We start from the raw sequence: 26,479 nt of genomic DNA on the forward strand, positions 1-26,479 counted from the left end.
ACGTCAGGCAGCAGGAGCGAGAGGACTGGCCGCGGCCTCGAACACGGACAGGTGCCGCGTCAAGGAGGTGGTCAGATCCGGGTCCTGGTAGTTGCCAGCTGCAGCCGCTGCCTCGTGGACGTCGACGACGTAGAAGCCCCCGTCATTGCCGATGCGGCGCAGGTTGGCGGTGAACTGCGCGGTTTCCTCTGCTGACGGCTCGCGCTCACCGGAGGCGGTGAAGGCGACCCGCCACAGTTCGATCGCGCGCGCCACCCATCCCGGCTCGTCAACTGCCTCAAGGTCGGCGTAGTCGAGGCCGCGATAGATTCGAGTGGACTTGTGGAAGCCGGCGTGAGTGGCAGCCTGGATGGCACGAAACACAGAGACCTCGGCGTCAAGGAGCTTCCCGATCTTCGCCTTCACGAGCTCCATGGCCTCTTTACCGGGGCCGCCGACGTACCGGCCGTCCCACGGATCGCCGCTTTCACCGGGCACGTAGGTCTGGGGCCACGCGGAAATCCATGCGCTCCAGATGCGGGAGTGATCGAGATCCCTGAACGCTTCGGCCATGTTGGCAATGCCGAAGTTGGCGGCATGCTGCGCTGCTTCGACGATGCGTCCCGGGTCCAGTACGGCCCAATCGGAAAGCGCGTCCAGGCTCCGCCGGAACTCGTCTCGCTGCTCAGTGGACGGAGCTCCTTCCCCGTCGTCCATGCCGGAGACCCAGACTGCGAACGCCGCCTCCAGCACGACGGATCGATTGTCGACGTCGGGGGCTCCTGCGGCAGCGCCGACGAGCACCCGCGCCCGCTCCTGGAGTTCGCCGACCATGCGCCAGCCGATGCCGCAGCAGTAGCGGAAGAGGTTCTCCGACTTCACCGTCTTGTTGGTCATCGCCTTCTCGACGATGTCGGGCCAGACGTCCTGTGGCAGGCCGGCCTCGCGGAAGGCGTCGAGGCTCCCCTTCCAGTCCTTGGGGAGGTCGAACGTTTCCTTCTTCCCGTCGCGCTCCCAGGTCCATCCGTTCCATGCGGTTCGGAAGGCTTCGCGGTATGCGACCTTCGGTGCTTGCTGCTCTCGCAGTTCGTCCACGGCCTGCCCCATGGCGGCGGCCCAGCGGAGCGCGTCATCCGAGACGCTGGCCACCAGTGGCGCGTCGGGGTTCGAGGAGCTTTTGCCGTTGTTGCAGGGTTCGCAGCTGGTGACGAGGTTGCTCGGTTCGTCGGTGCCGCCGAGCGCGACGGGGGTGACGTGATCGACGCGCAGCGGGACGTCCGGGGCGGACGCGCCGCAGTAGCGGCAGGTGTGTGAGTCCCTGCGGAGGATCTCGTACCGGAGGCGCTTTGAGACGGCCATTTGTCCCTCGATTTGGTAGTGCGTTTCGGGTTGCGCAGGGCGAATTGGGGTCGCGGAACCGGCGGGCCAATTGGCTCCGAGGTTCACTGTCTCGCGTACATCATAGCGCTCATCGCGCTTATGTACATGAATACGGTGAGGTACACTGCCGACATGACCGCGCCCAAGAGGGAGCACCAGGAGAAGATCGCCGACGTCCGCAACTCGCTTGCCGACGCGATCGAGCGCGCCCGCTACTTCGACGAGACGACCGTCATGACCAGCCGCGGGAAGCGCGTCGCCGTCATCGTCGGCATGGACTTCTACGAGCGCGCCCTGACCGCTCTGGGCGAGGAGCGCGTCCTCGTCGAGAAGCCGTCTGCTGACTGATCCCACGTCCCCTCCTCTCCTCCGGCCCCGCATTGCGGGGCCGTTGTCGTGCGCGGTCAGGCGGCTTGCTGGCTGGTGCGTTGGCGGCGTTGTCCGGCCCGGAGTTCGCGCAGGATGCCGTTGACGGTGGACTCGGCGATGTCGAGGCGGCGGGCGATCTCGTGGCTGGACAGGTTGAAGCGGCTGAGGTGTTCGACCTCGCTGCGCCGTAGGGCGGCGAGTTCGTCGCGGTTCAGTTCCGTTTCGTCGGCCGGCTCGGTGTCGGGCTGCTCGTTGGGGTTGTCGATGTCGTCCCAGGCGAGGGGGCCGTGCCATCCGCGGGCGGCGGCGAGGTTGCGGGTGCGCTGGGTGAACTTGTTGACGGGGGCCGGCCGGAAGGCGAGTCGCGTGTAGGCGTCGGCGATGCGTTGGGCGACGTCGGCGCGGACGGTGGGCTGCAGTCCGAGGGCGATGTCGTGGGCCCGGTCTTTGGCGATGGAGCATTCGCGGGCGATGAGGCGGACGGAGTGGCCGACGGTCATGAGGGCTTGGAGGCGGCGGCGCGATCCGAGGGCGTCGATGTGCAGGGTGTCGACGGCCTTCGGCCCGGGCTGAACTGCGAGGATGGCGTCTCGTGTTGCCCGCTGGACTTCGCTGCGGGTGCCGTTGGCGATGTAGAACAGGTTGCTTTGGGCGATGCCGGTTGTGGTGGAGATGGATGCCCAGGTGCGGGTTTTGCGCAGTTCGGCGAGGTGTTCGCGGGCGGGCGTTGCGTCGACCATGGCGGGCTTGCCGAGGGCCCGGCTGACTTTCCATTTTTTGTCCTGGCGGCGGCGGGCGATGAGGCAGGGCTCGCATTTGCAGGGCTTGCGGTAGCGGGGGCTGCCGTTGGCGCGGGCGTAGGTTCCGTGGGCGGGCAGCGGCTTGACGGCGGTGGTCACGGTGTCTCGTCTCCTTTCTCCCGCAGGTAGCGGTAGGCGGCGCGGCTGATGTCGGGGCTGGCGAGGGGTTCGCGTGCGATGCATCGGCAGCGGATGAGCAGGTCGTCGTCGGCGGGCGGCTGGTTGTCGAAGGCCGCCGGGGTACGGCGGAGTTCGCGGCGTTCGCGCGCCCAGTCGCAGAGCTGGAGGCCGCGGCGGCAGATCCACCGGGAGACCCTCCAGGCGACGACGAGGCCGGAGCCGAGGATGATGCCGGGCCCGTACAGGTCGCCGAGCTCCTGCATGCGGATGGCCGCGTTGGTGACGGCGTCGATCTGGTCGGGGGTCATCAGGCGGCCTTCGCCTTCTGCGTGCGGGCGGCCCGGCGTTTGGCGGCGATGACCTGCCCCTTGACGGTGAGACGCCAGACAGCGATGGGGTGCCCGTGGGTGTCCTTGCTGGTGGACGGCACGTACCGGCCGGTGTGCTCGATGACTTTCGCCGAGCGCAGGCTGTTGATTGCTGCGCCGAGGAAGCCGGGTCCGAGGTCGGGGAGGACGGTGCGGAAGTCGTTGCAGGAGAACTCGGTGACGTTCGCCCCGAAGTGCAGGACGGCCTGCTCGACGAGGAAGCGGTCCCACTCGGAGTGCTTGGCGATGTCGTTGAGGAGGGCGTCCTTCTCGGTGGACGCGAGACGCTCGGCGACAGACAGACGACGGGTCATGACGTGGCTCCGATTCGGTCGAGCAGCGGCCCCGAGTCGAGGCGGCCGTCTTCGTCTTCGAGGGCGGAGAGGCTGTGGCAGCGGGCGCACAGCTGGATCTCCTTGAACTCCATCCAGCCGTCCGGCACCCAGGAGAAGGGCCAGAGCGGGCGGGTCTGGGAGCAGCGTCCGCAGCGCCCCTCGGGCGGGGTGGTGGACGGCTTGGGGCCGCGCTCGTGCAGGGCGGCGACGGCGGCTGCAGTGTCGGCGAGGACGCCGACGAGGTGGGCGGCATGCCCGACGCAGGAGTTGCACCAGGACAGGCCGTCCGGGGGCTCGTCGGGGATCGGGTCGAGGATGACGGCCGGCGATTGGGTGACGCCCCATCCGGGGGCGCCGCACAGGCCCTGCTTGCCGGCGAACCTGCCGTCCTCGCGCATTACATGCAGGCGGCGGACCTGCTTGGCCCTGCGACCCGTCGCGGCGCTGTAGCCGCGGTAGAAGGCGCGCATGTGGTGTCCTTAGAGGTAGCGGAGCTGCTCGCATTTCGGGTGCGAGCAGCTCCGAGGCGGTTACTGCTGGGCGCTCTTGAGCGCGATGCCGCGCTCCTTGATGAAGGCGCCGAGGCTGGTCGGCTGGCCGGTCTGCGGGTGCATCAGCGGGGTGGCGAGAGAGCTGGCGGCCTCGACCTCGCGGTAGAGCTTCAGCAGCCCCTCAGCGGTCGCCTCTTCGTCGCTTGCCGCATCGATCCAGGCGGTGACGTCGATGTCCTTCGCGCCGTCGCGAAGCCAGTCGAGGTACGGCTTGGCGATGTCCCGGGCCCCGTCGGGCTGGTCGAGGCGGACGCCGCGGAAGCTGGGGCAGCGGGACTTGATGAAGCGCAGCTGGTTGTCCTGGTTCATCTCGGTGGCGACGCCGAACTCGAACTCGATGCCCTCGCGCTGTTCGGCGCGCATGCCCTTGTTGACGGGCTCCTTCTTGCCGCGCTCGTTGTCTTCGAGCACCCACTTGATCGAGGAGCGCATGGTCACGACGACGTGGCCGGGGTAGGCCATGAGCGCTTCGATCATTTCCGTCTGGATCTCGCCGCCGTCTTTCCAGCCGGCGAATTTGTTGCCGCCGTACTTGCTGGCGGCCTTCTCGACCTGGTCGAGGGTTCCTTCCGGGCCGTTCCAGAAGGGCGACAGCGAGTCGACCATCACGACCGGGTACTCAGCCTGTGCCGCTGCAGCCAGCGCCTTGGGCAGGTTGCGCGGGTCGAAGCGGCGCATCGGGAGGATGTCGAACTGGGCGGCGAGGTCGTTGACGTAGAGGGCTGCGGCGCCGCGCTCGGTGTCGATGACGGCGAAGCGTGCACCCTCCGCCAGGCCGCTGGCGACGGACAGGCCGGTCCACGTCTTGCCGGACCCGGACGGCCCCTGGATGGAGATGCGGGCCTTGGCGCCGTCCTTGGTGGCCGGGCTGAAGGTGAACAGGTTGTCGTCGTACTCGCTGGCCTGCGGCTGTGGCTGGCGACTGGTCTGGACGGGCTTGCCGAGCTGGGACATGCGGGTCTCCTAGCGGTACTGGCGCTCAAGCCAGGCGGGCGGCGAGATGAGCGGGGTCTGCAGGTAGCCGGGCCACTCGCCGGCTTCGCGGCAGAGGGCGTAGGTGTTGAGGGCGACCTCGTTGAGGTGCTTGCCGATGGCGCACGCGGCCGAGTCGAGCTCGATCACCGAGACCAGGTAGGGCGGTTCCTTCTCCTGGAAGATGAACTTGAATGGGCAGACCAGCTCGGTGAGCCCGAACTCCAGGGCGCCGTCGCGGTAGTACTCCTGCTGCTGGTGGTAGCCGTATTCGAAGATGTGGCTGGTCAGCTTCGAGGGGTTCGCGGAGCGGCAGGACTTGTAGTCGACGAGGGTGCCGTCGTGGCGTGCCCAGTCGATGCGGACGCGGCGCCAGACTCCGCGGTCGTTCCAGAGGATGGTGCGTTCGGCGACACCGCTGCCGGGCTGAAGGAGTTCGGCGGCTTCGGGGTGGAGTCGGAGGGCGTCCGCCATCGCGTTGACCTTGTCGAGGTCCCCCTGCTTGAGCGGGATGTTCCCGGCGGCGCGGATCTTCTTGATGCGCTCCTTGACCTCGTTGGTGTCCCAGCGGTCGCGGTCGACGAGGACGAGTTCGGGGCCGTCACCAAGGACGACCTTGTGGGCGGCGGTGCCGAAGTCGAACTCCTTCTTGGCCGGCTCGGGGTTGTCGAGCCAGTGCTTGAAGGCGGCCGGGCATTCGGTGGCGAGCTTGCGGGCGCCGGTCGAGGAAAGGCTGCCGCCAGGTACGGGATCGGCGTGGTAGACCTCGGACGGGACGCTGTCGTACACGCCCGGCTCGACCTCGGCTTCCACCTCCACCGCGGCGGTCACTGGTTCGCCCCGCGCATGGCGCTGGCGGTCTCGGGCTCGCACTCCTCGCACAGGCCGTCTTTGGTGAACGGGCCGTCGCTGTCGCCGCAGCGGGTACACGCCAGTGGCGCGACCTGCTTTGTGGTGCTTTCGGTGCTCATGTGACTCTCCTGAAGATGTGACTGTGGGCGGGCGGTTCGCCCCGACCGGGGGGTGGTGCGGGGCGAACCGCCCTGGGGTGGCCGCGGAGTTGGGGGGACTCGACACGGCCGGTCTGGAGGTGTTGGTCAGAGGAGGCGGACCGGCATGACGACATGCCGGTAGCTGCTGGCGTCCGGGTCGGCGGCGGTGATGACGGCCGGCCTGGTCGGGGTGGTCAAGCTGATGCGCACCTCGGGCACGTCAGCAGCGGTGAGCGCGTCGAGTAGGTAGCCCGACTTGAAGGCGATCTGCAGCGGTGGCCCGTCGATGTGCTGGCCGTCGATGTGGTTGAGAGCAACGGCACCGGTGTCGTCGCCCGCGGCGCGGACGGTGATGTCGTCGGCGCCAAACCCGAGAAGGATCTTCGGCTTGCCGTCTCCGGCGACCAAGGTTGTGCGCCGCACGGTCTCGACGAGTTCGGCGACCGGCACGACCGCCTCGGTGGCACCCGAGACAGGGAACTTCTTGTATGGGATGCGGCTGCCGACGTCGATCAAGCCGATGGTCGAGGTGCGAACCCGGTCCCCGATCCCGAACGTCTTGCCTTCCAAGGACAGGCCGATGGATCCCTCGAGCCCCTTGACTGCGGCCTCCAAGTAGTGGCCAACGACAAGGGCTTCCAGCGGCCCGTGATCCCGGCCCGGCGTCCACGGAATGGTTTGGGCGGTCATGCGGTAGCGGTCCGTGGCCCAAATCAGCAGTTGGTCGCCATCAGCGACGAACTGGATGCCGGACCGCCACAGTTCGTTGCCGATCGATTTGAGGTCGTAGTCGGTGGCCTTCACCACCTGCTTCACTGCGGCGATCAGATCGTTTGCGTCGACGTGGCCGTCAACGGCGCGGCGTTCAGCCAGCCTCGGATAGTCGTGGGCCGGCAGGACACTCAGCCGGAACACGTCCCTCTCGGCGGTGATCTCCAGTTGCTGGTTGGCGTCGGCGAGCTCCACGAGCTCTGACTTGTAGGAGCCCATGACCTGGGCGGACATGCGTCCTGGGATCACGATGCGGCCTGGTTCCATGACGTCGGCGGGCAGGGCGGCCCGTGCATCGCCGCAGTAGCTGGTGCCGGAGATGGACACCTGGTCCTCGTTGGCCTCGAGGAGGAGTCCTGCGAGGACTGGGTTCGTGGGCTTGGCGTCCAGCTGGCTAGCTGTCCAGGCGAGGAGGTCGGCGAGCTGGCGTCGTGCGAGCCTGGCTTTCACGCCGCCTCCTCCTCGCTGTCGTCTTCGACGTCCTGGAAGGCGAGCTGGTCGGCGTCGACGGCCTGCGTCTCCGGCTCGGGCTCCGGGGTGGCAGCCGGCCACGGTGCAGGCTTGCCGGTGCCGGTGACGGCGGTGTCGGGGAACAGGGCGAGCTGGGTGGCGTCCATGGCGGTCTCCTGGCGGGGTCAGGCGGCCTTGGCCGCGGAGATGGTGGGGGTGGCCGCCTGCTCGACGGGGACGTCGTCCATGGCGCGGATCAGCTCGCAGCCGGTGCATTCGCAGCGCCAGCCCGTCTCACGGCTGCCGGTCTGCCCGTGCTCGACGTGAAGCCGCTGACCCTGCTGGGTGACGAAGTCGCGCAGGCGCCAGATCTCGTCGCGCTGCTTCTCCACCAGCTGGATCTGCTGGCTGTGGCGCCGGACATCGTCGAACTGGCTTCCCCGGTCGCCGATGAGGCCGGACATTGCCCACTTGGCGCGCTCGGCGGCGGCCTTGAGTTCGCGGGTCAGCTCGACCGGGACGCGCCCGTCGGGCAGTTCAGCGGCCCGGTGGATCAGCCCGTTGATGTTGTGGGCGGAATGGGAGACGAGGTTGTGCAGGTACATCCCGGCCCACGCCTGCCTGTCTTCCACGGCGGCGCGCCGGGCCGCGGTGCGCGTTGCCCGCTCACTCTTCGCCTGGTCCTGGAGTAGAGAGCTGTAGGCGTTCTCGTGGCGCCGGCTCTCGCCCTGCGTCCGCTCCAACTCGCGGTTCAGCAGGTCGAGGTCGGCCAGGTGGTCGACGTTCTCGCCCAGCCGGGCGTACTCGTCGCGCAAGGCGGCGATGCGTTCGGCGGCGGTCTTGATGGTCACTGGGATCCTCCGTGAGAAGCTGGTGGCGAATCCCCGGGTGCTACAGACATCCGGGGCTTCTTCTTGTTCAGGCGGCGCTGAGCGCCCCGCTGTCGCGTGCGTCGTCGTGCGCCGTGTCGGAGGCGATGCAGGCGAACCGGCCGCCGCCGAGGCCGGTCCACTCCGAGCTGATGGCCCAGTCGGTGACCTGTTCGGGAGTGTCGAGGCGGAGTTCGCCGTCGTCGACGATGAGGCGCTGCCTGCAGACGTCGCATTCGGCGACATGGCAGGTGATCTGACGGATGGGCATGAGAGGTCTCCTTCGATGTGGTTGGCCGCCGCCTCGCCGGCCGGTGTCATCCGGCGCGGCGGCAGTTCAGGCGGCGGCAAGTTCGGCCGCGGTGACGACGGGGATTTCCTGGGTGCGGACGGCGTCGGCCTTCAGTTGCCGGTGGAGCCGTTCGATCTCTGCGTCGCGTTCCATGAGCTGCATGACCTGCCGTTGGATGAGCTGTTCGGCGAGGACGCGCTGCCCGTCGGCGATCTCGGCCTGTGCGGCGAGGGCCCGGCATCGGGCGGTGGCCGCTTTGAGGCGGCGCTTGTACCAGGCGAGGTCGTCACGAACGGTTTTGATCTCGCCTCGCAGCCGGATGTTGTCTTCGCCGGCCCGTCGTTTGCCGGTGCCGCGCATCACGCCGTCTCCTTGCGGAGGCGCTCGGCGGTGTCCCACAGGGCGGTGATGACCTCGTCGGAGGTGCGGCCAGGCTCGTCGTTCCAGCCCGGCACGGGCTTGCCCACGGTCTCTTCCAGGGCGAGAGCCGCGGCCTGGGCGAGCGAGCTGCCGTCGTGGTCTTCGGCCGGCCAGCGCGGCTTGCCGAACGCGGCCACGTTGATGGCGCCGACCGCATCGACGGGGCAGGCCTGCAGGAGCAGGCCGTCGTCGGCTTTGGCCTCGTCGTACAGGTAGCCCTGGTGGTGGCCGTTGCGGTCGATGACGTCGGCGGCCTTGTCGAGGATGTCGGCGACGGCAGTCTTGGACGGGGCGGTTATGGTGCGGCTCACGGATGCTCCTAGCGGGTGGGGCAGGAGGCCGATGGCGTCGAGGAGTTCGAGGACGTCGGCGCGTGCGGTGGGGTCGTGTGCGATACGTCGGCCGGGAAGATCGGGGAGCCGGGCGGCCACCTGGTCGGCGACGTGTACGGCGGTCGCGCGGTCCATGCGGCGTTTCACGTCGGCCCGGATCCTGGGGAGGGCGAGGCTTCGTGATTCGATCTCCCGGCCGGACATCAGGCGGCCCGCCTGCTGATGCGGCCGGTGAGGGTGTTGTCGGCGGCGCACCATGTCAGCGGCTGGTCCCAGTTCGCGTCGGGGTACACGGCCTGCAGTAGGGAGGCGATGCGCTGCGAGCCGCCCGCCGCGAACTTGATGATCCGGCCGTCGGCGTCCAGCGCCCGCGCCAGGTAGTGACGGACGCTGCGCCCGGTGCCGTCCATCCAGATCGGCGTGACGAGGATGGTGACCGCGTCAGGGGCGATCTGGTGGAGGCGCCACGGCAGCTGCCGCAGGTGCCGACGCCGGCGGCTGGCGGACGCCTTCCGGGGGTGTACGGGCATCTGCTCGCAGTCGGCGGTACGGCGGGCCCGCTGCATTTCCAGGAGTTCACCGCGTACTCCGCGCGGCCAGACGGTCATGTCGGGGCCGTGGATGGCGGTGAAGTCGCGGTCGAGGCGGATGAGGACTTCCTCGACGTCGTCCTCGTGGCGGCGCGGTTCGGTGACGGTCGCCATGTCAGGCCACCGCCTTGAGGGTCATCGCGGGCGGCGGGGTGCGGCGGGCGTCGATGGCGTCCAGGAGGGCGGACACCGCGCCGGTGAGGGCGGCGTACTCGCAGGCGTCGATCGGCTTGCCGCCGGTGATGGCCTGGTCGATCGGGGTGTGCATCTCGCGGACGAGGTCGATGACGGCGGCGATACCGGGGTCGAGGTCGAGCTGCTTCACTTGCCCTCCTCGGGCGGGAAGATGTCGGGATGGTTGGCCTTCCAGGCGGCCCAGGACTTGCTTGGGTACTCGCTGTGCATGTGGTGGTCGCGGTCCATGACCTGCACCAGCGACAGCGGCCCGAGCTTGGCGTCGTACTGGCCGCCCCGCAGACGGGGAGCAACGGGAACCCAGAACGGGCCGTACTCCCACGTGACGACCCGGTAAGACCAGTCGCCCTCGCCCCACTTGTGGAAGATCCGCGTCACCGCGTCGACATCCAGCGGGCGCTCCAGGAGCTTCGCCTTGTACCAGTCGTTGAAGAAGTGGTCCTTGTACTCCTCGATGTAGGAGGCCAGTTGCGCCGCCTCCGCGTCGGTGGGACGCGCTTCCGACTCGCGGTCGAAGGTGGCGATGTAGCGCCACATCGGGTGCTGGCCGGTTACCGGGATGCGCATCGCGGCCAGCGGGTCGTCCTCGTCGGCGTCCGTACCGAACGGCCACGCCTGGGTGGTGCTCACGACGCCTCCTGCGGGCGGAAGTAGGTGGGGAGGGTGGCCAGCGCGGCAGCCCACTCGGCGTAGTCGGCGTCGACCGACACGGGCGCTTCGGGGTGGCCGAGCAGCCACTCGTCGAGGGCGTAGGCGAGACGATCCGACGGGGACGCCGTGTGCGACGCGGCCACCTGCAGCGTCAGCACCGGCAGGGGCACGTCGACGTGAGCGATCGGGCGGGTCATGACGCCGCCGCCTCAGCCTTGAAGCCGCCTCGCTCGACAGCTCGGCGCACGGCACGGGCCTGGTGCTCCCAGTAGGAGCGGTCGTCGTCGGACATGCCGTCCCACGGGGCGCCGTTCGGGTCGAAGCGGTTGGCCAGCCAGGGAGCCAGCGTGTCCTTCGGCTGGACGGCCTCGGCGGTTGCCTCGGCTTCCTTCGCCGCCTTCCACACGCTCTCCGACACCGGATCGACGTGGGTGAGGGAGATGTAGGCGCCGTGATCCTCGACCCAGACGACACCGTCGCGGTCCAGACCGACCGACTTGGCCTCGGTGCGGGTGCGGGTCACGATGCGCCGGGCGTCCGAGGAGTGCTCGGGACGGCAGCCCGGGTAGGCGAAGACGAGCGTGCCGACCGGGTACAGCGCGTTCCACTGCTCGGCGTTCATGCGGCCACCGCCTTACGGGCGGCGTCCCACACGTCGATGCCGTGGCGGATCGCGTAGCAGGAGTGCAGGAAACCTGGCGTGTAGTCCTTCAGCCGCCACTCGTGCCAGTCGACGAAGTAGTAGGGCCACTCCGACTCGTCGCCCTCCGGCCGGTACGAGAAGTCGTTGAGGGCGCGGTGCGCCTCCGACTCGTACTCGATGCCGTAGTCGGCCATGTCGCTGAAGAAGTGCTCGTGGACCGCCTCGCGCAGCTGCCGGTTGGCCTTCATCCACTCCGGGCGGACCTGACGGGACAGCTCGCGGCGGATGCCGGGCGTGATCTCCTCGCGGGTGAACCGCAGCTCCTTGGCCCGCTTCGCCACCCGGCCGTCGAGGTCGTCCCGCATCCACTGGCCGAGCGTCGATGCGATCTCTCCCTTAAGGAGGTCCGGGTCGAAGCCCTCGACCTCGTCGCGCCCGGCGCGGACCTTCTCCGACCAGTAGCCGGGGTTGATCTGCCCGGTGATGGCGGTGCGGCGGAACAGGTCGAACATGTCGGGGGTGGCGTCGATGTCGAAGTGGAACGTCCAACCCGCCTTCACGACGAGGTTGTAGGGCCAGGTGATCAGCTCGAACGCTCCGAAGCTGCCGTGCTCCAGGTTCATGAACTTCAGATGCCGGTAGAGGCCGTGCTCGTGCTTGACGGTCATCTTGTGGGCGGCCGTGTCCCGGGCGAACCGGGCAGCGATCTCCGGGTAGTTGGTCACCGGACACCGCCCGTCTCGATCGAGTCGAGCGCGAGGATCGTCCGGCACGGCCAGCCGTCGCCGCACTGGTTGCAGTAGCCGTCCGACTCGGGGCCGCTGTCGACACACAGATGCAGGGAGCGGATTGCCTTCATGCCGGCACGCAGTGCAGTCAGATCGACAGAAGGGAACTTCGCGTCCAGGTAGCTGCGGATCTCGTCCGCGTCGCGCTGCTCCAGCTCGACCTCAAGCAGGAGCTCTTGGGAGCCGTTGTACTTCGGGCCGGCGATGCGGAAGCCGTGACCGCCGCCTTCCTCGTCCAGCTCGGAGATCCCGAGCTGAATGCCCTTCGTCCAGCCGTCCCGGCTGACATCCATCACGATGCGCTTGGTGCTGGCGGGCTTGCTGTTCTCGGATGAGACCATGGTCTTGGTCCACCTCTCTGTTCACGGATGGTTGCGGGTGGATCGCGCGGCTTTCGGGCCGCGACGCCCCTGCTGCCGGTGTCTGGAAGCCCGGTAGTGGGGGCCTTTGCCTCTCAGGCGACAGACTTGAGCGGCTCGCGGTCGAGCTGGGTGGTGATGGGCTCAGCCGATCGGCGGGCGGGGCGCCTGCGAGAGCCGCGGCGAGCGCCCTGTGTGGGGGCGTTGCGGTGCATCGCGGCGATCTCGGCGAGGTCGCTGTCGCTGAACTGGAGTTCGCGGCCCATGCGCCGGTGGGGGAACGGTGCGCCCTTGCTGCCGTCTTCAGGGCGGTTGGCGCCCTCGCGGAGCCACCTCTCGCCCTTGATGCTTCCGGCGTCATGCTCTTCCTGGGTCTTGAGGCCAAGCCGGACTGCGGCTCGGCCGACGTTGTAGAAGTTCTCCAGCGGCGTGGGGGACGCCTTGCGGCGGGTCTGGGGGGACATGTCACCTCTCTATGGACTGGCCCTCTGGGGGGAGGAGGAGCTGAGTGGAGTCGGCCGGCAGGCCGAGCGCTTGGCTGAGACGTGAGTAGGAATGCGGTCTCATGCGGGTGCGGTAGCCGTTTTGGAGGTGGTCGAGGTAGCGCCTGCTCAGGCGCGCCGCTCTGGCCAGCTCGTCAGTGCTCAGCCCTGCCTTTATGCGGAGCTTTCGGATTTCCGCCCCGTTCACCTGGTGGGTGGTTGGGGGTTGTTCCATGCGTTAAAGCTAGCGGAAGATGGCGACCACGTCTAGCTAATGTTCGCAGAACTTAGCGGAAGTTAGTTACCGGCCGGTCGCCTCGGAAGTGCGCCCGCGCACGCCGTCATTGATCGCTCTGCGCCATTGATCCGCTACGTTCCGGACTCCTTTGGCCCGGTCCTAGCGGGTCCTAGCGGGTCCTGCGAAGATGGCGCCATGACCTCCCCCGCCCACGAGCGACTCGCAACGCTCGTACACCAACGCCGAGCCGAGCTGAAGCTCGGCGTCGAGCCAGCAGCCAAAGCGGCTGGCATCTCCAAGGACACCTGGAAGCGTGTCGAGGCGGGCCTGAAAGTTTGGGACCGCTCCTTCGCCGGAATCGAGACCGCGCTCGGGTGGGAAGCCGGCACCTGCCGCGGCATCCTCGAAGGCCTGGACCCGGCCCCCGCCGACCCCGCGCCCGATGCCCAAGTCACTCAGATCCCGAAGGACGAGTTGAAGCGTCTCGTCGGTGACGCCGTCCAAACGGCCGCCATCGCCACCAAGGGATCCCTGACGGGGGACGAGATCCTGAAGCTGAACGAACGTGTAATCCAGGAGCTGCACAGCCGCGGCGTGATCTAGAAAAATTCACCCGTTCGACGTACAACCATTTGCATTCTTCAGGTTGTTACCCACCCCCCAGAGACCTCTTGGGTCCTACACGGTCCCAACCAGCGCAGAACATGGCAGAGTCGTCACACACCTTGGGGGTTCCCCGTTAGCACCCAAAAGGGGGAACCGTTGTGCTGAGCACTTTGCTCCAAGCGGACCTTGGTTCCGACTTCGCAGGATGGGCCGGGAAGCCGGACGGATCGGATGGGAGAATGATCTGTGTAGCTCCACCCGAGATCGCTACGAACGAAGCACTGCAACACTCCATGCGTGAGACCGTGAGGCGCGCTGGAGGCGACTGCACGAACTGCCGGGGCTGCTGGCTCGGCAGCTGAACAGCCGGACGCGGTAGTCCCGGCGGTAGGGGTACCTGCCGGGCCGCCGCAGCCGGCACCCAAGGGGACGGCATGCCATACGTCGAAGTCCGCGGCGGAAGTATCCGTGTCAAATGGTGGGCCGGCGCCTACGTCCTCGATGCGCAAGGTGTGCCCACGAAGCGGAAGAAGTACGAGTCTGCTTCCGGCCCCGCGCCAGGGGTGCCCTTTCAGGGCGAGGACGAGGCCTACGACTTCGGTCTCGATCGGGAACACGAGGTCCGGCACGGCAAGCACATCCCGCGCGCATCGGCGCGCACTCCCATGGATACCTACTGCTGGGCCTGGTACGAGGCCACCGCACTGCGGCCCCACTCCCAGAAGGCCTACCGGTCGATGCTGAAGGCCGTCATCGTCCCCTACTGGGCCGCTCGCCCCGTCGGCGAGATCAGCGCGATCGAGTACGACGTGTGGAAGCGCAAGGTCCGCGCCGAGTACTCCGACAACTACGCCGCCCAGCTGCTCGGCCTGTTCAAGATGCTCATGGATGACGCCGTCCTCAAGTACAAGATCCGCACGGAGTCCCCGGTCGTCGAACAGCGGCGCCGCGGCCGGTACGAGAAGAGAACCACCCGCAGGGCGAAGCGCAACCTGCCCATCACTGCCATCCACAAGCTGGCCACCAACGCCTACCACGTGTGGGGCTTCACCGGCTGGACCTACATCTGGACCATTGCCTTCACCGGCATGCGGCCGCCCGGCGAGATGTACGGCCTGCAGCGCGGCTACACCTCGCCCAACTGGCCGGCCTGCGACCCCGACCCGGAGCGCCGCGAAGAAGCGCAGCAGCGCTACGGCACCGCGCTCAATGCGCTGCGGGTACAGCAGCAGTTGTACAGCGCGGACCGCCAGAGGGTTCTGGCCAGCCCCAAGTACGAGTCGCACCGGACGCTGGTTGTGCCGCCGTTTCTGCACGCCATGCATGCCGCGTTGCTGTCGTCGCACGCGTCTGCGTTCACGTTCACGTCGATGACGGGCAAGCCGCTGCTCGGCACTCAGTTCAGCGAGTCGTACTGGCGGCCGATCCGTGACGGGGCCGAGGAGCGGACCGGGCGGCGGGACCGGCTGCGTCCGCGGGTCGAGGCGGTGGAGGAGATGGCCGGGCAGGACATCTACCGGCTGCGGCACTGGCACCGGGAGTTGCTGGATGAGCCGGGCGCGGACATTGCGCGGGTGGCGAAGGAGGCCCGGATGGGCCACGAACTTCCCGGCGTTGAGGGCGTCTACAGCATGGTGACCTTGGCGATGGAGGAGCGTATCGTCGAGTACCTGCAGGGGGTGTGGGAGAAGTTCACGGCGAGCGGTGTGTGGCTTCCGCCGTTTCCCAGTTCTCTCCCATCGGACGCCCCGTCGGGGGTGTCTCCCCTGTTCAGCGACTATCCGATCGTTGATTAGGGTTCATCGAGGTCATGTACGAGGTGGTGGACACCGTCACCGCGGATGCCGACGTGGAGAACGAACCCCGGGCCGAGGACAGTGTCCGCAGGCAGCGGCTGATGTCCGTCGGACACGACCCGCTCAGGCGGTGACCGGGGCCCAGGCGTCGTAGCGGAACGCGTCGGCGCGCACGGACGGACGTACGCCGCGGAGGCGGGCATCACGCCGAAGGACACCCCGCAGCCCTTGTACCGGCTGCTGGTGCCGTTCCTTCTGCTCGGCGCCCGCCTCCGCGGCGTCGCCGTGTGAGCTGTACCGGGCGCAGCTGGCGCAGGGGTGGCCGAAGACCGCCTCCGCCGCGCCTGGGTGACATGGCACACTGCTCGCACATCTTGTCGAGCAGAGGAGTTTTGCGTGACCGGGACCGAGTCGGCCGGCCGGCGGATCGACACGAGCAGGCCCCATCCGGCCCGGGTGTACGACTGGTTCCTCGGCGGGAAGGACAACTACCCCGTCGACGAGGCGCTCGGACGGCAGATCACCGCGCAGGGCGACGCTCCCCGGCAGGCCCGCGCCAACCGCCGGTTCATGGAGCGGGCCACGCGGGTCGTCGTACGGGAGGCGGGAATCCGCCAGTTCCTCGACATCGGCTCCGGTATCCCCACCGAGCCCAATCTCCACCAGATCGCCCAGTCCGCGGTGCCGGACGCGCGGGTGGTGTACGTCGACAACGACCCGATCGTCCTGGCCCACGCGGCGGCCCTGCTGCACGGCACGCCGGAGGGGGCGACGCACTACCTCCAGGCCGACGCCCGCGAGCCGCAGCGGATCCTCCAAGGAGCCTCCGCCGTCCTCGACTTCGATCAGCCCGTCGCGCTGTCGCTGGTCGCGCTGCTGCACTTCATCTCCGATGAGGACGGCGCCCAGGAGCTGGTGGACACACTGGTCGACGCGCTGGCGCCGGGCAGTTGCCTGGTGCTGTCGGCGATGACGGCGGACTTCGACCCGGAGAAGGTGAACGCGGGCATCGCGGCGTACACGGCGAGCGGAGTGACTCTCGTGGCCCGCTCGCACGACGAAGTGAGCCGCCTGTTCAAGGGACTTGAGGTGCTGGAGCCGGGGATCGTGTCCCTGTCGCGGTGGCGTCCGGACAAGCCCGAGGACGGCGAGCCCGTGTCGCTGTACGGGGCGGTCGGCGTCAAGCGCTGAACCCTGTACGGGGCGGTCGGCATCGTGCGCCGAACCCGCGAGCCCCTCGCAGTCCCGGCGGCTGCGGGGCCTGCGAGAGGCCACGCTGGGCCTTGCCCAGAAACGGCTGCCGGACGTGGTCGCGCGGCTGGAGCGGGTGAGGCCAAGGTGTTCAACGCGGCAGAGCGCACGGCCGTGGTGGACCGCCGTCGAACTCGCCGACACCCGGCGGGGATTTCAGAAGGTGATCCTCGGGATCGCCCGGCAGAGCCAGAGCCTGGTCAACCTGCAGCTCAGCCGCCTGCACACACTGGAACGCGAGCACCAGGACCCAGACGTGCTGTCGGGACTGGCCCTCACCCCAGCAGCCATCCCCCGTCCACGCTCAACTCCACCGCGTTGACGGAGCCGTTGCGCAGCAGGAAGTCCACGGCGTCCACCACGTCCGCCATGGTCGCGAGCCGTCCGGTCGGGGTCCTGGCCCGCAGGCCCGCCAGGACCTCCTCGGGCTTGGCCCGCCAGTAGGGGCTGTCCCCCACCACACCGGGATGGATCGCGTTGACCCGGACGGGAGCGAGTTCGACGGCCAGGGTGCGCATCAGCCCGGTCACCCCGGCGTTGACGGTCGCCACCGTCGTCGCCCCCGGGTAGGGCCGCTCCTTGGCCTGTCCGCCGAACAGCACGACGGCGCTGTCGTCGTGCAGCCGGGACCGCAGCGCGTGCACGACAGCGGTGTAGCCGACGAGCTTGAGGGTGACGAGATGGACGGCGGCGTCGATGTCGTACGCGGCCACCCGGTTCTCGTCGCGGGAGACGCCCGCGATCACCAGGTGGTCGACGGCTCCCACATCGCTCAGCGCGTCGACGATCTCCTTCGGCCGCGCGAGGTCCAGGGCGAGGCCCCGGGCGCCGATCTCCTCGGCCGCGGTGTCGGTGCGGTGCGGGTCCCGACCGGTGATCACCACGTCGTCGCCGCGTCGCGCGCGCACCCGGGCGAACTCCCGCCCGATCCCCGAGGTCCCGCCGACCACCACCACACCGCTCATCGGGAAGCCTCCCTCAGGTACTCCCAGTCCCGTGTGAACCGGTAGGAGTGCCGCACCGGCGGCTGTGGTGCCTGAGTCTCCAGCCAACGCAGCGGCCCGTCACCGGCGTTGGAGAAGCCGTGCACACAACCGGCCCCCGCCCAGGCGCAGTCGCCCGGACCGAGCCGGTACACCGAACCGTCGAAGACCGCGTCCACCTCGCCTTCGAGGAACAGGTACGTCTCCTCGAAGGGGTGGTCGTGCGTGCCCGCGACGCCGTCGGGCGCGTACTGCACCATGAACATCGTCGAGGCCACCGCGCCCAGATCACTGTCGACCATCATCTTCACGGTGATCCCGCTGTAGACGAGGAGCGCGGTCCGCATGCTCGCCGACACCGCGAGCAGGTCCTGGGACTGCTTCCCCGGATCCATCTGAGCGGGCTCGAAGTGCCCGAAGGACCGGGTGCGCGGGTCGCGGACATCGATGCGGACGGGCGGGCACACAGGCCAGGGAGGGACCGTCTGGGTGTCGTAGCCATACCTGGCCCGCGGTACCGGCGCGAGCATGTCCGCCCAGCGGGCGACACCGTCCCCGGCGCCGCGCCAGGCGTGCGGGACCCCGGACGGGAGGAGCCCGTAGTCACCCTCCTCCAGCAGATACGACCCCTCGGGCACATCGAGGACCACGGTCCCGTCGAGGACGTGGAAGCTCTCCTCGTACGAGTGCACATGGGCCGCGACCGCGCCGTCCGGGCGCAGCTCGCACACCCCGAAACCGGTGTGCGAGCTGCCGTCGGCCTCGCCGACCAACTCCCGTCGCCGATAGCCGTGTTCGTCGTACGGCGGCTCCGGGAGGTCGGTGGCCCGGCGCACCAGGTGTCGCGTCACGCCGGGGTCTCCTTCGCGGCCAGCAGCCGGTCGCGGGACTCCTCGACCAGGCGCCGGGCCCGTGCCACGTCGGCCGTGAGCCTGCCGTCGCGCTTGCGGACCACACCGTCGACGATGACCGTCTCCACGTTGGACACGTCGGCACTGAGGGCCACCGCGGCGGTCGCGTCGTGAACCGGGGCCACGTTCAGGGCCGTTGCGTCGATCGCAACGACGTCGGCCCGCTTGCCGGGGTGAGGGAACCGGTGCGGTCCTCCAGGCCTGCGACGTGGGCGCCGTTGCGGGTGGCGACCTCCAGCATCTGACGTGCCGTCAACATCGTGTCGGGGACCGGGACATCCGCCTGCCAGCTGTCCGCGTTGACGCGGGCGCGCTCGGCGCCGAAGGCCGCGCGGATCTGGGTGAACATGTCGCCGGGCACGGTGGTGACGACGTCGATGCTGAGGGAGGGCCGCAGTCCGTGCTCGATCGCCTTCATGACCGGCGGCCAGCCGTGCCCCATCTGCGTCTCGACCTGCGGCGCGATGGAGACCGTACCGCCGCTGTCGGCGACCAGCCGCCACTCCTCCTCGCTGAGGTAGCAGCAGTGGACGTAGGTGGTGTCGGGGCCGAGCAGTCCGAGGTCGTGCAGCTGCTTGACCATCCCGAAGCGGCCGGCGAGCCGTCCCATGGCCACGTGCACGGTGATCGGGATGCCGAGCTCGCGGGCGAGGGCCCATTCGGAGGTGACGACGTCGTTGACGCAGAAGCCTGGGCCGCGGGTGGCGAGGGCGAGGGTGAGCAGACCGTCGCCGGAGGAGAAGTACTCGCCGCGGATACGGCGGACGTCGTCGCCGGGGATGGCGATCTTGCTCTCGAACCAGTAGTCGGCGAGGGAGGTGTTGGCGCTGCCGTACGCGTACTGGGCGCGGATGCCGGTCTCCGTCAGGGCCCGGATCGCCGCGTCCGGATGCTCGGGCGTGTTGTTGATGTGGGACCAGTCGACGAGCGTGGTGATGCCCGCGTTGAGGCACTCCAGGGCGCCCGCGAGGTTGGCCGCGTACACGTCCTCGGGAGTGTAGAGGGGTGCGAAGGTGTCGAGGATGTCGACGAAGTAGTCGTCGAGGGTGGCGTCCGGGGCAACGTTCCGGATCGAGGCTTCCCAGGTGTGGCGGTGGGTGTCGACGAAGCCGGGGATCACGATGCGGCCGGTCATGTCGAGGACTTCGGCGTCCGCGCCGATCTCGCGGTCCACGGCCGCGATCCTCCCGTCCTCGATGAGGACGTCCCCGCTCGGCAGATCCCCGATGTCGGGGTCCATGGAGAGCACGTGTCCGGCTCGAAGGAGTGTCCGATGGGTCATCGCGCTTCCTCCTAGGGGATGTTCAGTACGCGGCGAGGCTCCTGACGGCCGCCACGACCTTGTCGACGGTGGGAATGACCTGTTCCTCCAGCGCGTCCGCGAACGGCAGCGGAACGCACTCCCCCGCCACCCTGCGCACCGGCGCGTCCAGCAGCCCGAACCCCTCGTCGGCCACGACGGAGACCAGGGTGGCCCCCCAACCGCCCTGGTACGGGTTCTCCTCGACGGTCACCAGCCGGGAGGTCCGCCCGAGCGAGGCGAGGACGGTGGCCATGTCGAGCGGCACCAGGGAGCGCAGGTCGACGACCTCGGCGTCGATGCCCTCCTGCGCGAGCCTCTCCGAGGCCGTGAGCGCGACCGGCACCATCGAGGCGAGGGCGACCAGCGTCACGTCGGCACCCTCGCGCACGACGGCGGCGCACCCCAGGTTGACCACGTGGTCCGGCGGCGCGGGCGGCCCCTTCGTGGCCAGCAGCCCCTTGTGCTCGAAGAACACGACCGGGTCGTCGCTGCGGATCGCCGCCGCCATCATGCCGATCACGTCGGCGGGCGTCGAAGGGGCGGCGATCTTCAGCCCGGGGACGGTCAGCGCCCAGTTCTCGGTGGCCTGCGAGTGCTGGGCACCGAAACCGAGCCCGCCGCCGTTGGCGGTGCGCACGACGAGGGGCACGGTGACCTGGCCGCCCGTCATGTAACGCACCTTGGGTATCTCGTTGGCGAGGTAGTCCCAACAACAGGCCAAAAAGTCCGAGAACATGATTTCCGCGACGGGCCGCATCCCGGTCATCGCGGCCCCCATCGCCGCGCCCACGATGGCCTGTTCGGAGATCGGCGTGTCCCACACCCGCCCGGACCCGAACTCCTTGTGCAGCCCCGCGGTGGTCTTGAACACCCCGCCGGCCTCCCCGATGTCCTCTCCCAGGCACACCACGGACGGATCGCGCCGCATCTCCCGCGCGATGCCCTCGGCGACCGCCTCCCGATACGTGATCACGTCCGCCATGCCGCACCCCCGTCCGCCCACACGTCGGTGAACGCCTCGCCCGGATCCGGCGGCGGCGCGTTCTTCGCCGCCTCGATCGCCTGCCGTACGACTGCCTGCGCGCGCTCGTCGGCCGCGGTGACCGTGTCCTCGGGCACCCCGGCCTCGATCAGCCGCCCGCGCGCGATGTCCAACGGATCGTGCTTGAGCCAGCGTTCGACCTCCTCGGCCGGGCGGTAGGTCGCCGGGTCGGCCCGTGAGTGCCCGAAGTGGCGGTAGGTCTCGGCCTCCAGTACGGCGGGCCCGTCTCCGGCCCGGGCCCGTCGCGCCAGCCGTGCCACCGTCTCCTGGACGGCGACGACGTCGTTGCCGTCGACGACCTCGCCGGGGATGCCGTACGCGGGCGCCCGGTCGGCGGCGGGGCGGGGCACCGCCGTGACGTCGGCGATCGGGGTGTACTCCATGTACAGGTTGTTCTCGCAGACGAACAGCACGGGCAGCTTCCACACGGCGGCCAGGTTCAGCGCCTCGTGAAAGGCGCCGATGTTGGTGGCGCCGTCCCCGAAGAAGGCGACCGCGAGCTGGCCGGTGCCGCGCAGCTTCGCCGACCAGGCGGCGCCGACCGCCATGGGAAGGTGGGCGCCGACGATGGCGTAGGAGCCGAGCATGTTGGTCGCGGCCTTGGTGAGATGCATGGAGCCGCCCTTGGCTCCGCACAACCCTGTTGCTCTGCTCATGAGTTCGGCGAGGCACTCCTCAGGCGTGGCGCCCCGGGCCATCGCGTGGTGGTGGCCGCGATAGGTGGCGAAGACGTAGTCGTCGTCGCGCAGGGCGGCGCTCACACCGACAGCGATCGCCTCGTGGCCGGCCGCGAGGTGGGTGGTGCCCTTGACGAGCCCCTGGAGGAACAGGTCGTGGGCGGCCTTCTCCGTACGGCGGATGAGGGCCATCTGCTCGTAGAGGGCGAGGAGTTCAGCGGTGTCCATCGCCGGTCCCCTGGTGTCCTTGAACGGTTCCGGTCCCTGTGTTCAGGTGGGACTGGGCCTCCCGGGCGGTGTTGAGTTCGCCGCCCACCGTCCAGTACTTGCGTCCCGCGACCAGGAGCTCCTCGGCCGGGAACTTGGTGATGACCTCGCAGCCGTCGGCGGTGACGACCAGTTCCTCCTCGATCCGGGCGGCGGACCAGCCGTCGGCGGCGGGCCAGTAGGTCTCCAGGGCGAACACCATGCCCGCTTCGAGGACTTCGGGGTGGTCGAGGGAGACCAGGCGGCTGAAGATGGGCTTCTCCCAGATGGACAGGCCGACGCCGTGGCCGTACTGCAGGGCGAAGGCGGCGGTCTCGTCGGCGAAGCCGAACTCCTCGGCGCGTGGCCAGACTTGGACGATGTCGGCGGTGGTGGCGCCCGGCCGGACCAAGGAGATCGCTACGTCCATGTACTCACGGCAGCGGACGTAGGCGTCGCGCTGGGCACGGGAGGCGCTGCCCACGGCGAACGTGCGGTAGTAGCAGGTGCGGTAGCCGAGATGGCTGTGCAGGATGTCGAAGAAGGCGGGGTCGCCGGGGCGGATGAGGCGGTCGCTGTAGACGTGCGGGTGAGGCGAACAGCGCTCCCCGGAGATGGCGTTGACACCTTCGACGTACTCGCTGCCGAGGTCGTAGAGGACTTTGCTGACCAGTCCGACGCACTCGTTCTCGCGGACTCCGGGGCGCAGATGGGCGTAGAGCTCCTCGTAGGCCGCGTCGACCATCGCGCAGGCCTGGGCGAGCAGGGAGATCTCGTCGCCGGTCTTGATGCGGCGGGCCTCCAGGAAGACCTGCTGGCCGTCGACGACGTCGATGCCCTCGGCGCGCAGGGCGGCGAGGACGGGCATCTCGGCGACGTCGATGCCGAGCGGTTCGCCGGCGAGGCCGTGGGCGCGGAGTTCGTCGGCGATCTTCGTGGCGACGTCCTCGGCGATGCCGGCGTCCGGGTGGAAGGCGCCGCGGAGGGTGGAGATGCCGGCGCGGGCGCCGGTGGGCGGGCCAGTGGGCGGGCCGTCCTTGCCGTCGCTGTAGTCGAGCCACGGGTTGTAGAGCTGGTGGTGGCGGGCGGCGGAGCCGAAGTCCCAGACGATCGGTTCGCCGCCGCGGACCAGCAGGGCGAAGCGGATCAGTTTGTCCATCGCCCAGGTCCCGATGTGGGTGGCGGTCATGTAGCGGATGTTGGCGAAGTCGAAGCTGAGCACCGCGCCCAGTTCGGAGCGGTTCAGCGTGTCGTGAAGACGGGCCAGGCGCTGTCTGCGCAGCCGGTCCAGGTCGACGCGCTCTTCCCAGTCGACGGCATTGGGGCCGTATGTACGGATCGCCATCGCGACCACCCCCACCATCGAGTCAACGACCGTCCGCGAGGAGTGTCAAGCGTCACTGAACAGTTTGGCTCGACACGAACCAGACACCGACGGCCGGTTCGTCGCCGTCGTTGCGGTAGCGGTGGGGGGTGGTGGACTCGAAGCTGACGGCGTCGCCGGGGCGCAAAACTTGCTCGTCGAAGCCGAGGGTGAGGACGAGTTCGCCGGAGGTCAGATAGCCGTATTCCGTGCCCGCGTGCCGCATCAGGCCGCCCGAACCGGAGGAGGAGCCGCCGGGCCGGTAGGTGACGAGCAGGAAGTCGACGTCCGTGCCGGGGACGTGCCCGAGCCGCTCCCACACGACGCCGGAGTCCAGTTCCAGCACGTCCCGCTCACCGGGGCCGACCAAGGGGCCGATGCGTCGGCCGGGGTCGGCCGCGAAGGCCGCCAGGGCGTGTACGACGGTGTCCTCACGCGCCGCGGCGGCCTGCCGCCCTTCGAAGAGCGACTCGACGGAGATGCCGAGAGCCGTGGTGATCGCGTACAGGGTGCTGACCGACGGCTGGCTCTTACCGGTCTCTATCTGGGAGACCAGACTCGCGGAGACGCCGACCTCACGGGCCAGGGCACGCAACCCCAGACCACGCTCCAGCCGCGCCTGCCGAATGCGCGCCCCGACGGCCGGCACGGGAACAGGGGACACGGGCGGGCTCCTCTCCTGTGCAGCACCATTGAACAGCCCGGCCCCACGACGGGGGAAGACTGCCCGCGTGATCGGGGCGAGAGCGCCGAGTACGCCTGGATTGGGCCGCCCGCAGTCCTGGGAGAAGCTTTCGCGCCGTCCGGGGACGACTGCGCGCGTCTCCGGGACAGAACACCCGCACCTCGACGGGAGCCCCGTACCCACGGCAAGAGCCCGCGTGCCATCCGGCGGAGACCACCCGCGCCCCCGCCGCCCCCGAGCCCCCCGTCATCCCGGAAGCAGCGCCCGCACCTCCCACCCGTGGTCCGCACGAGGTCCCGCGTGCAGTTCGCCGCCGAGGGCCGTCACCCGTTCCTTCAGGCCGACGAGGCCGAAGCCGCCCCCGTGCGCCGCCGGCGGCAACTGGCTGCCGCCGCGCCCGTCGTCGGACACCGTCACCTCAAGGCCGGCCCGCTCGTAGCGCAGCTCCACGGTGACCTGGCCGGCGTCGCCCGCGTGTCGCCGTACGTTGGTCAGCGCCTCCTGCACCACGCGGAAGGCGGCCGCCTGAACCTCGTGCGGAAGGTCGTCGGGCACCTCGGGTGCGCGGTTGAGGGCGGCTTTCTGGATGGGACTCGCGAAACCTTCTATGAGACCGGTGACGCCCGCGAGGTCGCCCACCGGGCGCCGGTCGGCCGGGTCCTCGGTGTCGCGCAGCACACCGACCGTGCGGCGCATCGACGCCAGCGCCTCGGTCGCGGCCCTCTCGATACCCGCGAGGACGGGGTCGAGTTCGTCGGCGCCGGTGTCCGCCATCATGCGCGCCACCTGCGTCTGGACCAGGATGCCGGTGACATGGTGGGCGACGAAGTCGTGCAGGTCGGCGGCGATGGCCAGGCGCTCCGCCCGCCGGGTCTCACTGACGGCGACGGTCCGCCGGTAGTCCTGCGAGCGCAGATACGCGGCGAACGCCACGGTGAGGCCGATCAGGACGAACCCGATCAGCATGTACGCCAGCATGAGGTCCTCGTCGTCGAGGAACGGGCGCACCGGCAGCGCGAGGACGGCGGCGCCGTCGAGCGTCGCGCATGCCATCACCGAGGAGCGCGGACAGTGCCGTACCGCGACGAACAGCAGGCACAGCAGGATCGCCGGCTCGCCAGGTCCGAACAGGGCACCGGAGCGCAGCACGGAGTCGGCCGTGCACAGGAGGGAGGCCACGGCCGGCACAGCGGCGCGCAGTTGGGGGGTGAGCCAGGGCGGGCGCCGGTGGGCCGGCCACAGTACGGCGGCGGTGCCGAGCAGCAGCACGGCGGTCTGTGGCCAGCCGACGCCCTTGTCGGTGCCCGAGGCGAAGAGGTCGACAGCGGCCGCCGCGACGAGGGCACCGATGCTGGCGGCCCCTACGCAGCCCCGGGCGGAAACGGACTTCATGCCGCTCACGCTATGCGCAGCCGCCGCTCACGGGATCGGCCGAACGGTCGAGACGCCGCCGTGCCGAGCCCGGAGACCCTGGCCGTTCGGCCGAGGCGGGCGCCCGGCTCCGCGGGTGAGAGTGGAGGCACTTCCGAGGAGACGCCTCTCCCGCCGGAGGCCCCCTCCTTCCCCTGTCCTCAGGAGTACGTGATGCAGAGCAAGTACCTCGTCGGCGCCGTCGGCGCAGTGGCCGGCGCGGCCGCCGTCCTCGGACTCGGCAGCCACTTCCTGGCCGGCACCGAGTCCAACACCTCCCTGGACACACAGACCACGGCGTCGGTCGGCGGCCACAAGGCACTGGCCGCGTACGTCGTCGAGGGCCGCACCCAGAGCAAGTACCACCCGCTGCCGTGGGTCGGCGTGAAGGTCACCGACGTCTCGTGCCCGAGCGGGCTCAAGGCCGTCGCCGGCGCCACCCTCACCTGCACCGGCACGAGGAGCGGCGGCGGGACCGTGGACATACCGGTGACCGTGGTCAAGGCCTCGGACACGTCCGTCACCTGGAAATTCGACCGCTGACAAGACCGCTGACAAGAGGACCGGCTCACATCATGAACACCGTCCTGGCCGGTTACGGCCTCGTCAAGAAGTACGGCTCCACCACCGCGCTCGCCGGAGTGGACGTCGATGTCCGCGAGCGCGACTCGCTGGCGATCATGGGCCCGTCCGGCTCCGGCAAGTCCACCCTGCTGCACACTCTCGCGGGGATCGTCCGCCCGGACGGCGGCGAGGTGCTGCTGCGCGGCGAGCGCATCGACCGGCTCGGCGAGAACAGACTGAGCGCGCTGCGCCGCAAGCGGTTCGGGTTCGTCTTCCAGTCGGGTCAGCTGCTCCCGGAGCTGCCCGCCGAGGAGAACGTCGCGCTGCCGCTGATGCTGGAGGGCATGCCCCGCAGACAGGCCGTCGAGCGGGCCCGCCGCTGGTTCGCGCCACTGGGCCTCGACGGCCTCGCGCACCGCAGGCCCGGTCAGCTCTCCGGCGGTCAGGCCCAGCGCGTGGCGATCGCCCGGGCCCTGGCGGTCGAACCGGACGTGGTCTTCGCCGACGAGCCGACCGGCGCCCTGGACCAGGCCACGAGCGCGGAGGTGGTCCGGCTGCTGACGTCTGTCACGCGGGAACAGGGTGCCGCCCTGGTGGTGGTCACCCACGACGCGGAAGTCGCCGGCCATTGCGACCGGGTCCTCCAGGTTCGCGACGGCCGCGTCAGTGGCCACAGCCAATACACGGTCGCCTGAG

The 26,479-nt window shown here is 69.4% G+C and carries 36 protein-coding genes and 4 pseudogenes; 9 read left to right on the forward strand and 31 right to left on the reverse strand.

Annotated features, from left to right (window positions below; translation table 11 throughout):
* Nucleotides 1-3 precede the first annotated feature (3 nt).
* Nucleotides 4-1,338 carry an HNH endonuclease gene (locus ACZ39I_RS09810; RefSeq protein ID WP_467243928.1) on the reverse strand — a complete coding sequence of 445 codons (1,335 nt, stop codon included), beginning with the start codon at nt 1,336-1,338 and terminating at the stop codon, nt 4-6.
* A gap of 153 nt (nt 1,339-1,491) precedes the next feature.
* Between ACZ39I_RS09810 and ACZ39I_RS09815 the strand changes: the two genes are divergently transcribed.
* On the forward strand, nt 1,492-1,707 hold the full coding sequence (locus tag ACZ39I_RS09815; protein WP_467243929.1) for a type II toxin-antitoxin system prevent-host-death family antitoxin: 216 nt from the start codon (nt 1,492-1,494) through the stop codon (nt 1,705-1,707).
* Between the two features lie 56 nt (nt 1,708-1,763).
* Here ACZ39I_RS09815 and ACZ39I_RS09820 read toward each other — a convergent pair whose 3' ends face one another.
* The 22 genes from ACZ39I_RS09820 to ACZ39I_RS09925 all read right to left on the reverse strand — a co-directional run bounded on the left by ACZ39I_RS09820 (nt 1,764) and on the right by ACZ39I_RS09925 (nt 12,943).
* The gene (locus tag ACZ39I_RS09820; RefSeq protein WP_467243930.1) at nt 1,764-2,627 is read right to left on the reverse strand and encodes a hypothetical protein; all 864 of its coding nucleotides are present in this window, start codon (nt 2,625-2,627) and stop codon (nt 1,764-1,766) included.
* Nucleotides 2,624-2,956, reverse strand: coding sequence for a hypothetical protein (locus tag ACZ39I_RS09825; protein WP_467243931.1), 333 nt, complete (start codon nt 2,954-2,956; stop codon nt 2,624-2,626). The genes ACZ39I_RS09820 and ACZ39I_RS09825 overlap by 4 nt, the downstream gene beginning before the upstream one ends.
* Complete coding sequence (locus ACZ39I_RS09830) at nt 2,956-3,330, reverse strand: hypothetical protein (RefSeq protein WP_467243932.1); 375 nt, start codon at nt 3,328-3,330, stop codon at nt 2,956-2,958. Before ACZ39I_RS09830 ends, ACZ39I_RS09825 begins: the two co-directional genes overlap by 1 nt.
* The gene (locus ACZ39I_RS09835) at nt 3,327-3,821 is read right to left on the reverse strand and encodes a hypothetical protein (RefSeq protein WP_467243933.1); all 495 of its coding nucleotides are present in this window, start codon (nt 3,819-3,821) and stop codon (nt 3,327-3,329) included. The genes ACZ39I_RS09830 and ACZ39I_RS09835 overlap by 4 nt, the downstream gene beginning before the upstream one ends.
* A gap of 60 nt (nt 3,822-3,881) precedes the next feature.
* Nucleotides 3,882-4,856, reverse strand: a complete 975-nt coding sequence (locus tag ACZ39I_RS09840; RefSeq protein WP_467243934.1) for an AAA family ATPase — start codon at nt 4,854-4,856, stop codon at nt 3,882-3,884.
* A gap of 9 nt (nt 4,857-4,865) precedes the next feature.
* On the reverse strand, nt 4,866-5,705 hold the full coding sequence (locus ACZ39I_RS09845; protein WP_467243935.1) for a PD-(D/E)XK nuclease-like domain-containing protein: 840 nt from the start codon (nt 5,703-5,705) through the stop codon (nt 4,866-4,868).
* Entirely contained in the window at nt 5,702-5,845 is a 144-nt protein-coding gene (locus tag ACZ39I_RS09850; protein WP_467243936.1) for a hypothetical protein, read from the reverse strand. Before ACZ39I_RS09850 ends, ACZ39I_RS09845 begins: the two co-directional genes overlap by 4 nt.
* Nucleotides 5,846-5,971: 126 nt before the next feature.
* A complete protein-coding gene (locus ACZ39I_RS09855; RefSeq protein ID WP_467243937.1) occupies nt 5,972-7,087 on the reverse strand; it encodes a DNA polymerase III subunit beta in 1,116 nt (371 codons plus the stop codon).
* Entirely contained in the window at nt 7,084-7,254 is a 171-nt protein-coding gene (locus ACZ39I_RS09860; protein WP_467243938.1) for a hypothetical protein, read from the reverse strand. Before ACZ39I_RS09860 ends, ACZ39I_RS09855 begins: the two co-directional genes overlap by 4 nt.
* An 18-nt stretch (nt 7,255-7,272) precedes the next feature.
* On the reverse strand, nt 7,273-7,938 hold the full coding sequence (locus ACZ39I_RS09865; RefSeq protein ID WP_467243939.1) for a hypothetical protein: 666 nt from the start codon (nt 7,936-7,938) through the stop codon (nt 7,273-7,275).
* Between the two features lie 67 nt (nt 7,939-8,005).
* Nucleotides 8,006-8,227 carry a hypothetical protein gene (locus ACZ39I_RS09870; RefSeq protein ID WP_467243940.1) on the reverse strand — a complete coding sequence of 74 codons (222 nt, stop codon included), beginning with the start codon at nt 8,225-8,227 and terminating at the stop codon, nt 8,006-8,008.
* Nucleotides 8,228-8,293: 66 nt separating this feature from the next.
* Nucleotides 8,294-8,611, reverse strand: a complete 318-nt coding sequence (locus ACZ39I_RS09875; protein WP_467243941.1) for a hypothetical protein — start codon at nt 8,609-8,611, stop codon at nt 8,294-8,296.
* Nucleotides 8,608-9,147 carry a DUF6197 family protein gene (locus ACZ39I_RS09880; RefSeq protein ID WP_467243942.1) on the reverse strand — a complete coding sequence of 180 codons (540 nt, stop codon included), beginning with the start codon at nt 9,145-9,147 and terminating at the stop codon, nt 8,608-8,610. Before ACZ39I_RS09880 ends, ACZ39I_RS09875 begins: the two co-directional genes overlap by 4 nt.
* 56 nt (nt 9,148-9,203) lie before the next feature.
* Nucleotides 9,204-9,704 (reverse strand): hypothetical protein, encoded by a 501-nt coding sequence (locus ACZ39I_RS09885; RefSeq protein ID WP_467243943.1) that lies wholly within the window; start codon nt 9,702-9,704, stop codon nt 9,204-9,206.
* Nucleotide 9,705: 1 nt separating this feature from the next.
* Nucleotides 9,706-9,915, reverse strand: a complete 210-nt coding sequence (locus tag ACZ39I_RS09890; RefSeq protein ID WP_467243944.1) for a hypothetical protein — start codon at nt 9,913-9,915, stop codon at nt 9,706-9,708.
* Entirely contained in the window at nt 9,912-10,415 is a 504-nt protein-coding gene (locus ACZ39I_RS09895) for a hypothetical protein (RefSeq protein WP_467243945.1), read from the reverse strand. The genes ACZ39I_RS09890 and ACZ39I_RS09895 overlap by 4 nt, the downstream gene beginning before the upstream one ends.
* Nucleotides 10,412-10,633, reverse strand: coding sequence for a hypothetical protein (locus tag ACZ39I_RS09900; protein WP_467243946.1), 222 nt, complete (start codon nt 10,631-10,633; stop codon nt 10,412-10,414). The genes ACZ39I_RS09895 and ACZ39I_RS09900 overlap by 4 nt, the downstream gene beginning before the upstream one ends.
* Entirely contained in the window at nt 10,630-11,058 is a 429-nt protein-coding gene (locus tag ACZ39I_RS09905; protein WP_467243947.1) for a hypothetical protein, read from the reverse strand. The genes ACZ39I_RS09900 and ACZ39I_RS09905 overlap by 4 nt, the downstream gene beginning before the upstream one ends.
* Nucleotides 11,055-11,804: a hypothetical protein gene (locus ACZ39I_RS09910; protein ID WP_467243948.1), complete on the reverse strand. Its 750-nt coding sequence runs from the start codon at nt 11,802-11,804 to the stop codon at nt 11,055-11,057. Before ACZ39I_RS09910 ends, ACZ39I_RS09905 begins: the two co-directional genes overlap by 4 nt.
* Complete coding sequence (locus tag ACZ39I_RS09915) at nt 11,801-12,208, reverse strand: hypothetical protein (RefSeq protein ID WP_467243949.1); 408 nt, start codon at nt 12,206-12,208, stop codon at nt 11,801-11,803. The genes ACZ39I_RS09910 and ACZ39I_RS09915 overlap by 4 nt, the downstream gene beginning before the upstream one ends.
* A 113-nt stretch (nt 12,209-12,321) precedes the next feature.
* Nucleotides 12,322-12,690 carry a hypothetical protein gene (locus ACZ39I_RS09920; protein WP_467243950.1) on the reverse strand — a complete coding sequence of 123 codons (369 nt, stop codon included), beginning with the start codon at nt 12,688-12,690 and terminating at the stop codon, nt 12,322-12,324.
* Nucleotide 12,691: 1 nt separating this feature from the next.
* Entirely contained in the window at nt 12,692-12,943 is a 252-nt protein-coding gene (locus tag ACZ39I_RS09925) for a helix-turn-helix domain-containing protein (RefSeq protein WP_467243951.1), read from the reverse strand.
* 198 nt (nt 12,944-13,141) lie between these two features.
* Here ACZ39I_RS09925 and ACZ39I_RS09930 point away from each other — a divergent pair, with 198 nt between their 5' ends.
* The 6 genes and pseudogenes from ACZ39I_RS09930 to ACZ39I_RS09955 form a co-directional block, all read left to right on the forward strand.
* Nucleotides 13,142-13,549 carry a hypothetical protein gene (locus tag ACZ39I_RS09930; protein WP_467243952.1) on the forward strand — a complete coding sequence of 136 codons (408 nt, stop codon included), beginning with the start codon at nt 13,142-13,144 and terminating at the stop codon, nt 13,547-13,549.
* A 437-nt stretch (nt 13,550-13,986) separates the two neighbouring features.
* The gene (locus ACZ39I_RS09935) at nt 13,987-15,348 is read left to right on the forward strand and encodes a site-specific integrase (protein WP_467243953.1); all 1,362 of its coding nucleotides are present in this window, start codon (nt 13,987-13,989) and stop codon (nt 15,346-15,348) included.
* 5 nt (nt 15,349-15,353) lie between these two features.
* A pseudogene (locus ACZ39I_RS09940) lies at nt 15,354-15,482 on the forward strand (DUF3140 domain-containing protein); the annotation flags it as partial.
* A pseudogene (locus tag ACZ39I_RS09945) lies at nt 15,481-15,627 on the forward strand (endonuclease); the annotation flags it as partial. The pseudogenes ACZ39I_RS09940 and ACZ39I_RS09945, both read left to right, overlap by 2 nt.
* Before the next feature lie 117 nt (nt 15,628-15,744).
* Complete coding sequence (locus ACZ39I_RS09950) at nt 15,745-16,539, forward strand: SAM-dependent methyltransferase (RefSeq protein ID WP_467243954.1); 795 nt, start codon at nt 15,745-15,747, stop codon at nt 16,537-16,539.
* A gap of 46 nt (nt 16,540-16,585) precedes the next feature.
* Nucleotides 16,586-16,870, forward strand: a pseudogene (locus ACZ39I_RS09955) (histidine kinase); the annotation flags it as partial.
* 4 nt (nt 16,871-16,874) lie between these two features.
* Here the strand turns inward: ACZ39I_RS09955 and ACZ39I_RS09960 are convergent.
* From ACZ39I_RS09960 to ACZ39I_RS09995, 8 genes and pseudogenes are all read right to left on the reverse strand, one after another.
* Nucleotides 16,875-17,564, reverse strand: a complete 690-nt coding sequence (locus ACZ39I_RS09960) for an SDR family oxidoreductase (RefSeq protein WP_467243955.1) — start codon at nt 17,562-17,564, stop codon at nt 16,875-16,877.
* Complete coding sequence (locus ACZ39I_RS09965; protein WP_467243956.1) at nt 17,561-18,433, reverse strand: cupin domain-containing protein; 873 nt, start codon at nt 18,431-18,433, stop codon at nt 17,561-17,563. Before ACZ39I_RS09965 ends, ACZ39I_RS09960 begins: the two co-directional genes overlap by 4 nt.
* Nucleotides 18,430-19,775, reverse strand: a pseudogene (locus ACZ39I_RS09970) (amidohydrolase family protein). Before ACZ39I_RS09970 ends, ACZ39I_RS09965 begins: the two are co-directional and overlap by 4 nt.
* A gap of 22 nt (nt 19,776-19,797) precedes the next feature.
* Nucleotides 19,798-20,778 carry an alpha-ketoacid dehydrogenase subunit beta gene (locus ACZ39I_RS09975; protein WP_467243957.1) on the reverse strand — a complete coding sequence of 327 codons (981 nt, stop codon included), beginning with the start codon at nt 20,776-20,778 and terminating at the stop codon, nt 19,798-19,800.
* Nucleotides 20,766-21,743, reverse strand: a complete 978-nt coding sequence (locus tag ACZ39I_RS09980) for a thiamine pyrophosphate-dependent dehydrogenase E1 component subunit alpha (protein ID WP_467243958.1) — start codon at nt 21,741-21,743, stop codon at nt 20,766-20,768. The genes ACZ39I_RS09975 and ACZ39I_RS09980 overlap by 13 nt, the downstream gene beginning before the upstream one ends.
* Nucleotides 21,730-23,106 (reverse strand): M24 family metallopeptidase, encoded by a 1,377-nt coding sequence (locus ACZ39I_RS09985; RefSeq protein WP_467243959.1) that lies wholly within the window; start codon nt 23,104-23,106, stop codon nt 21,730-21,732. The genes ACZ39I_RS09980 and ACZ39I_RS09985 overlap by 14 nt, the downstream gene beginning before the upstream one ends.
* 52 nt (nt 23,107-23,158) lie before the next feature.
* On the reverse strand, nt 23,159-23,788 hold the full coding sequence (locus ACZ39I_RS09990) for a helix-turn-helix domain-containing protein (RefSeq protein ID WP_467243960.1): 630 nt from the start codon (nt 23,786-23,788) through the stop codon (nt 23,159-23,161).
* A 267-nt stretch (nt 23,789-24,055) separates the two neighbouring features.
* A complete protein-coding gene (locus tag ACZ39I_RS09995) occupies nt 24,056-25,201 on the reverse strand; it encodes a sensor histidine kinase (RefSeq protein ID WP_467243961.1) in 1,146 nt (381 codons plus the stop codon).
* 192 nt (nt 25,202-25,393) lie between these two features.
* On the opposite strand from ACZ39I_RS09995, the gene ACZ39I_RS10000 reads away from it, so the two are divergent.
* Together ACZ39I_RS10000 and ACZ39I_RS10005 are read left to right on the forward strand one after the other, a co-directional pair.
* Nucleotides 25,394-25,762 carry a DUF4333 domain-containing protein gene (locus ACZ39I_RS10000; RefSeq protein WP_467243962.1) on the forward strand — a complete coding sequence of 123 codons (369 nt, stop codon included), beginning with the start codon at nt 25,394-25,396 and terminating at the stop codon, nt 25,760-25,762.
* Nucleotides 25,763-25,794: 32 nt separating this feature from the next.
* Entirely contained in the window at nt 25,795-26,478 is a 684-nt protein-coding gene (locus tag ACZ39I_RS10005; RefSeq protein WP_467243963.1) for an ABC transporter ATP-binding protein, read from the forward strand.
* Nucleotide 26,479 lies beyond the last annotated feature (1 nt).

It is taken from the genome of Streptomyces sp. NPDC024687, from assembly GCF_055559055.1.